The sequence below is a fragment of the Segeticoccus rhizosphaerae genome (assembly GCF_009192725.1).
In the GTDB taxonomy this organism is placed as follows: Bacteria; Actinomycetota; Actinomycetes; order Actinomycetales; family Dermatophilaceae; genus Segeticoccus; species Segeticoccus rhizosphaerae.
The window spans coordinates 1-6,350 of the sequence record NZ_VOHR01000224.1; the positions used below are offsets into that span (position 1 = coordinate 1).

The window sequence follows — 6,350 nt, forward strand, 5'->3', positions numbered from 1 at the left end:
GCCGGCCGGCCGTCATACCGACGGTGCGCGCGAAGGCGCCCTGGGCACGATCCGCCGCCCGGGGCGCCGCCTCGCCCCCGCCCCGCTAACCTGTGCCGTATGTCGTCGGCACCGATCGAGATCCACGTCATCGCGGACTCCACCGGCGACACCGCTGCCCGGGTCGCGCGCGCCGCCCAGGCCCAGTTCGTCCAGCACCCGACGCGAATCATGCGACACCCGCGCATCGCCACCGCCGACGGCCTGCGCGCCGTCTTCGAGAGCATCAACGGCGACGGCGGCAAGGGCGTCGCCATCTTCTCCACCCTCGTCGACGACGGGCTGCGGGCGCTGGTCACCGAGATGTGCGAGAGCCGCGGCGTCGCGCACGCCGACCTGCTCGCCCCGGCCATCACCGCGCTCGAACAGGCCAGCGGTGACGTGGCCGAACGCGTCCCGGCCCGCCCGGTCGGCACCGATCCCGACTACTTCAAGCGGATCGCGGCGATGGAATACGCCGTCAAGAACGACGACGGGCAGTTCCCCGAGGGTCTGCGCGACGCGGACATCGTGCTGATCGGGGTGTCGCGCACCGGCAAGACGCCGCTGTCGATGTACCTCGGCTACCTCGGCTACAAGACCGCCAACGTCCCGCTGGTGCGCGGGATCGCCCCACCGCCGGGCCTGTTCGAGGTGCCTCGGTGGAAGATCGTCGCCCTGACGATCGACCCGCAACGGCTGGCCACGATCCGTGGCCGCCGGGTGCGGGCGCTCGGCGGGAGGGCGCGCGGACGGGACGGCTATGCCGAGCTCAACCGCATCTACGACGAGCTCGAGGAGGTCGGGGCGATCCACAAGCGCCTCGGCTGCCCCGTGATCGACACCACCTCCCTCGCCCTGGAGGAAGCCGCAGGGCGGGTGATAGACCTCGTCGACGATCGTCGCCGAGCCGCATCAGGCAACACCTGGGCCACACCGTGAAACCCGAGGAGAACCGATGAGCACCAGCCCCGCCGCCGAGCCGTCCGCACACGACGCGAGCGCCGCCGAGGACGCGAAGTACATCTACGACCTCTCCGAGGGCGACGCCTCGATGAAGCCGTTGCTCGGTGGCAAGGGCGCCAACGTGGCCGAGATGACCAAGATCGGCATCCCGGTGCCCGACGGCTTCACGGTGACCACCGCCGCCTGCATCGAGGCGACCAAGCACGACGGCGAGTGGCCCGCGAGCCTGTGGGACGACATACAGGCAGCCCTCGCGCGTCTGGAGGAGCGCACCGGCCGGGTGCTCGGCGCCGCTGAGAACCCGCTGCTGGTCTCGGTCCGCTCGGGCGCCGTCGTGTCGATGCCCGGCATGATGGACACGATCCTCAACCTCGGCATCAGCGACGAGTCGGTCGAGGCGCTCGGCCGCGAGGCCGACAGCCCGCGTTTCGCCTGGGACGCCTACCGCCGGTTCATCCAGATGTATGGCGAGGTGGTCGAGCAGGTGCCGGCGCACGTCTACGACGACGCGCTCGTCGCGCTCAAGCACCAGCGCGGCGTCACCCAGGACACCGAGCTGACCGCCGATGACCTCAAGGGGCTCGTCGCGACCTTCAAGGACCTGTCGCGCGAGCACATGGGCGAGGAGCTGCCGACCGACCCGCGCGAGCAGCTGCGGCGCTCGGTCGACGCCGTCTTCCGCTCCTGGCTCAACCCCCGCGCGGACGTCTACCGCCGCGCCAACAACATCTCCGCGGACCTCGGCACCGCCGTCAACGTGATGCAGATGGTCTTCGGCAACCGAGGCGAGACCTCAGCAACCGGAGTGTGTTTCACACGCAACCCGGCCACCGGTGAGAAGGAGCTGTATGGCGAGTTCCTCACCAACGCGCAGGGCGAGGACGTGGTTGCGGGGATCCGCACACCGCGCCCCCTGAAGGAGATGGAGCAGGTGCTGCCGGACGCCTACCACGAGCTGATCGAGACGATGCGCAAGCTCGAGGAGCACTACGGCGACATGCAGGACATCGAGTTCACCGTGGAGGAGGAGAAGCTCTACCTGCTGCAGACGCGCAACGGCAAGCGCACCGCGTCCGCGGCCTTCAAGGTGGCCCGCGCGCTCGTCGACGAGGGGGTCATCGACCAGCGCGAGGCGCTGCGCCGGGTCGAGCCCGCCCAGCTCGACCAGCTGCTGCACCCGGCGATCGACCCCGAGCACGGCGCGACCCCGCTGACCAAGGGCCTCAACGCCTCTCCCGGCGCCGCGGTCGGCGAGGTGGTCTTCGACGCCGACACGGCGGAACGTCGCGGCAAGGCGGGCGACGCGGTCGTGCTCGTGCGGTGGGAGACGGCGCCGGACGACATCGCCGGGGTCATCGCGGCCCAGGGCGTGCTCACCGCGCACGGCGGTATGACGTCGCACGCCGCCGTGGTCGCCCGCGGCATGGGCAAGCCGTGCGTGGCGGGAGCCTCGGAGATCAAGATCGACACCGACGCGAAGACCCTCACCATCGGCTCCACCGTGCTGCGCGACGGCGACACCATCACGCTCGACGGCTCGACCGGCGAGGTCTTCGAGGGCGCGCTCGAGCTGGTGCCCCCGCAGATCAACGAGGACTTCCAGACCATCGTCGGCTGGGCCGACGAGATCCGGCGGCTCGGCGTGCGGGCCAACGCCGACACCGGCGAGGACGCCAAGCGGGCGCGGGAGTTCGGTGCCGAGGGGATCGGACTGTGCCGGACCGAGCACATGTTCATGAACGAGGAGCGACTGCCGGCGGTGCAGCGGATGATCCTGGCCGAGGACGAGGACGCCCGTGCGTCCGCGTTGGCCGAGATCCTGCCGATGCAGCAGTCCGACTTCGAGGAGATCTTCGAGGCGATGTCCGGGCTGCCGGTCACCGTCCGGCTGCTCGACCCGCCGCTGCACGAGTTCCTGCCCAACCTGGTCGACCAGGCTCTGCTGGTCCAGCGTCTGGAGATCGAGGGCGGCAAGCAGTCGGAGCTCAAGGAGGCGCAGCACCTGCTGGGCCGGATCCACAAGCTGACCGAACAGAACCCGATGCTCGGCACCCGCGGCGTCCGGCTCGCGCTGATGTATCCCGAGATCCCGGAGATGCAGGTGCGCGCCATCGTGCGGGCGGCGCTCGCGGTCAGGGAGAAGGGCGGTGACCCGAAGGTCGAGATCATGGTCCCGCTCGTGGCGTTCGCCCAGGAGCTGCAGCGGATGCGCGACCTGATCGACGAGACCGTGGCCGACGAGCTGTCCGGCTCCGGCGACCAGCTCGACTACACCGTCGGCACCATGATCGAGCTGCCGCGGGCGGCGGTGTGCGCAGACCAGATCGCCGAGCACGCCGACTTCTTCAGCTTCGGCACCAACGACCTGACGCAGACCGGCATCGGCATCTCCCGCGACGACGCGGAGGGCGCCTTCCTCGCGGCCTACGTCGACGACGACATCGTGCCGGGCAACCCGTTCAGCTCGATCGACCAGGACGGCGTCGGCGGTTTGGTGCGACTCGGCACCGAGCGCGGGCGGTCGGTCAAGGAACACCTCAAGGTCGGTGTGTGCGGTGAGCACGGCGGTGACCCCGCCTCAATCGCCCTGTTCAACGAGATCGGCCTCGACTACGTCTCGTGCTCGCCCTACCGGGTGCCGATCGCCCGGTTCGCCGCGGCCCGGGCCATCCTCGACGGCGAGAACGAGGAGAAGTCCCAGGCCTGACGCGAGCGCCTTGTCGGGTGGCCCACGCAGAGCTACGGAGGCACTCACGCCGGGTCCCGCCCGGGATGGCAAGATCGCCTGCGTGATCCTCCGGGAGCAGGGCGTGGTCGTGGCGGTGGCACGAGATGGCCGACACCGGTTCGGCAAACCGACCACGACGGCCATCCGGCTGGTCCCTGGGCTCGGCGTCGAGGGAGACGCCCACGCCGGTGCCACGGTGCAGCACCGGTCGCGGGTCCGCCGCGACCCTACCGAGCCGAACCTGCGGCAGGTGCACCTGATCCACGCCGAGCTGCACGACGAGCTCGTGGCGTCCGGCTTCGAGGTCGAGCCCGGCCAGATGGGTGAGAACGTGACCACACGGGGTCTCGATCTCCTGTCCCTTCCCCGCAGCACCCGCTTGCACCTCGGCGAGGGCATCCTCGAGGTGACCGGGCTGCGCAACCCGTGCACCCAGCTCGATGACTTCCGGCCGGGCCTGATGAAGGCGGTCCTCGATCGGGATGAGCGCGGCCGCCTGGTCCGCAAGGCCGGTGTCATGGCGGTGGTGGTCGAGGGCGGGGAGGTGCGGTCGGGCGACCCGATCGACGTCGAGCTGCCCGCCGGTCACCACCTCCCGTTGCAGCCGGTCTGAGCCGGGCCGCGGACGAACGCAGCGGGAATGGTGGCGAGCGCGCTCGGCCCTGCCTGACAACGACCCGCCCGGCCCCGCTGGCCTAGGCTGCCGCAGTGACCGACTACCTCCACCTCAACCGAGCCAACTGGGACGAGCGTGCCGCGGTGCACGCGGCCTCACCGGGCTACTCGATCGAGGCCCTGCTGGCCGACCCCGGGCGCCTGTCCGACGTGGTGGCGTTCGACGCCGCCAGACTCGGCGATCTCCACGGCCTGGACGTGGTGCACCTACAGTGCCACATCGGCACCGACACCCTCTCGCTGCACCGGCTCGGCGGCCGAGTCACCGGCGTCGACTTCTCGCCCGCCTCGATCCGCGAGGGGCGCACCCTCGCCGAGGCGGCCGGTGCGCCGATCGACTATGTCGAGAGCGACGTCTACACCGCGCCGGAGGCTCTCGGCGACCGCCAGTTCGACGTCGTCTACACCGGGGTGGGCGCGCTGTGCTGGCTGCCCGACATCCGGCGTTGGGCGCAGGTGGTGGCGGCTCTGCTTCGGCCCGGCGGGCGGTTGCACCTGCGTGAGGGCCACCCGATGCTCTGGGCCCTGGATGTGCCCGACGAGACACGAGCGGTGCGAGTCGCGTTCCCCTACTTCGAACGGGCCGAGCCGTTGGTGTGGGACGAGGACGCGACCTACGTCGAGACCGAGCACCGCTTCGCCAACACGGTGACGCACGAGTGGAACCACGGCCTCGGCGAGATCGTGACCGCGTTGCTGGACGAGGGTTTGGAGCTCACCGGGCTGCTGGAGCACGACACGGTGCCGTGGGACGCGTTGCCGGGGATGATGGAACTGGTCGACGTCCTGCCCGCGGCCGGCGGTCGACCTGCGGTGCAGGAGTACCGTCTGGTCGAGGACCCCGAGCGGCTCGCCGCGACCTACACGCTCCAGGCGGTCACGCGGCGCTAGCTTCGAGAGCGCGTGCCGGCCGCGAGCTCCTCGGGTGTGGCGATTCTGCCGGCGGCTCACCGCCCCCGGGGACTCAGCCCTCGGCGTCGACGCGAGGCATGCCGTAGTCGCGGGTGACGGTCGCGACGCGAACGCGGTAGTCGGCATACCAGATCTCGCGCCCGCGAGCCTGCGCGATCAGGTGCGCGCCGACCTGCTTCCATGCTCGAGCCGCGTCCTCGTCCTGCCAGTAGGAGACCGTGATGCCGAGTCCGTCGCGGACCGACTCGATCCCGAGATAGCCGGGCTGCTCACTGGCCAGTTGGTCCATCCGCTCCGCCATGGCCGCGTAGCCCTGGTCACCGTCAGTGCGCGTCGAGGTGAAGATCACTGCGACGTATGGCGGTTCGGGCGTCTGGGCGAAGGGAAGCTCCACGGCCACCAGCCTACGAGATCAGCGCAGCCAGGTGGCCACGAACCACCCGACACCGTATGGCGCTCCCCGCCACCCGAGCTCGGCACGCCATCCGCTGCCACTCCGGTGCCCGTCCCGTGCCGCCGCCGCGAGCAACGGCCACAGCTCGGCGCCCTCAGCGGTGAGCTCACGGCCGAGGCCCCGGTCCAGCGCCGCGAAGTCGGCCGGGTCGGCCGAGGTGAGCGCTCGACATACGTCGTCGTCATAGCTCTCGGCGCGGACGTCCTCGGCCCGTGGCGCCTTGGGCCCGTGACAGGCGGCCCCGTCCGCGACGACGACGAGGCCGATGGGTGCGTCGTCGAGCACCAGGCTGCGTGCGTAGTCCTCGACCGACTCAGGAGTCAGGGTGATCCACAGTGTCTCCCTCCAGAGCGCCGCGGTCCCGGGATGTTCGCGGGCGACGTCAGAGGTGAGGCGGCGGGCCACCAGCAACGGCGTCGGCACGCCGTCGGTCGGCAGCCCGGGAGCGCTGGATGGCATCAGCGCTCCTGGCAGCGCGGCGAGCTCGAGGCGTGGTCCGAAGGAGTCGTCCGTGAGCGCTCCGGCCAGGTCGTGCGACCGCGAGCCGGCCTCGACGTCCTCGGCCGCCAGACCCACGACGACGAGCCTGCCGAGGGG

6 protein-coding genes are annotated in these 6,350 nt (G+C 70.9%); 4 read left to right on the forward strand and 2 right to left on the reverse strand.

Annotation, left to right across the window (positions count from 1 at the left end):
* The first annotated feature begins 99 nt into the window (after positions 1-99).
* The 4 genes from FRW57_RS15540 to FRW57_RS15555 all read left to right on the forward strand — a co-directional run bounded on the left by FRW57_RS15540 (position 100) and on the right by FRW57_RS15555 (position 5,278).
* On the forward strand, positions 100-960 hold the full coding sequence (locus tag FRW57_RS15540; RefSeq protein ID WP_152186417.1) for a pyruvate, water dikinase regulatory protein: 861 nt from the start codon (positions 100-102) through the stop codon (positions 958-960).
* 16 nt (positions 961-976) lie between these two features.
* Entirely contained in the window at positions 977-3,691 is a 2,715-nt protein-coding gene (ppdK, locus tag FRW57_RS15545; RefSeq protein ID WP_152186418.1) for a pyruvate, phosphate dikinase, read from the forward strand.
* Positions 3,692-3,773: 82 nt separating this feature from the next.
* Entirely contained in the window at positions 3,774-4,325 is a 552-nt protein-coding gene (locus tag FRW57_RS15550) for an MOSC domain-containing protein (protein WP_420853261.1), read from the forward strand.
* 95 nt (positions 4,326-4,420) lie between these two features.
* Positions 4,421-5,278 carry a class I SAM-dependent methyltransferase gene (locus FRW57_RS15555; RefSeq protein WP_152186419.1) on the forward strand — a complete coding sequence of 286 codons (858 nt, stop codon included), beginning with the start codon at positions 4,421-4,423 and terminating at the stop codon, positions 5,276-5,278.
* A gap of 73 nt (positions 5,279-5,351) precedes the next feature.
* Here the strand turns inward: FRW57_RS15555 and FRW57_RS15560 are convergent, their stop codons facing one another.
* Both FRW57_RS15560 and FRW57_RS15565 read right to left on the reverse strand, forming a co-directional pair.
* Positions 5,352-5,693: an antibiotic biosynthesis monooxygenase family protein gene (locus tag FRW57_RS15560; protein WP_203230354.1), complete on the reverse strand. Its 342-nt coding sequence runs from the start codon at positions 5,691-5,693 to the stop codon at positions 5,352-5,354.
* Positions 5,694-5,711: 18 nt separating this feature from the next.
* A partial coding sequence (locus FRW57_RS15565; protein ID WP_238999452.1) for a class III extradiol ring-cleavage dioxygenase family protein occupies positions 5,712-6,350 on the reverse strand: 639 nt, incomplete at its 5' end.

Coding starts and splice junctions, on each gene's coding strand:
- ppdK (WP_152186418.1), top strand. CDS start 977: ATGAGCACCAGCCCCGCCGCCGAGCCGTCCGCACACGACGCGAGCGCC.
- FRW57_RS15540 (WP_152186417.1), top strand. CDS start 100: ATGTCGTCGGCACCGATCGAGATCCACGTCATCGCGGACTCCACCGGC.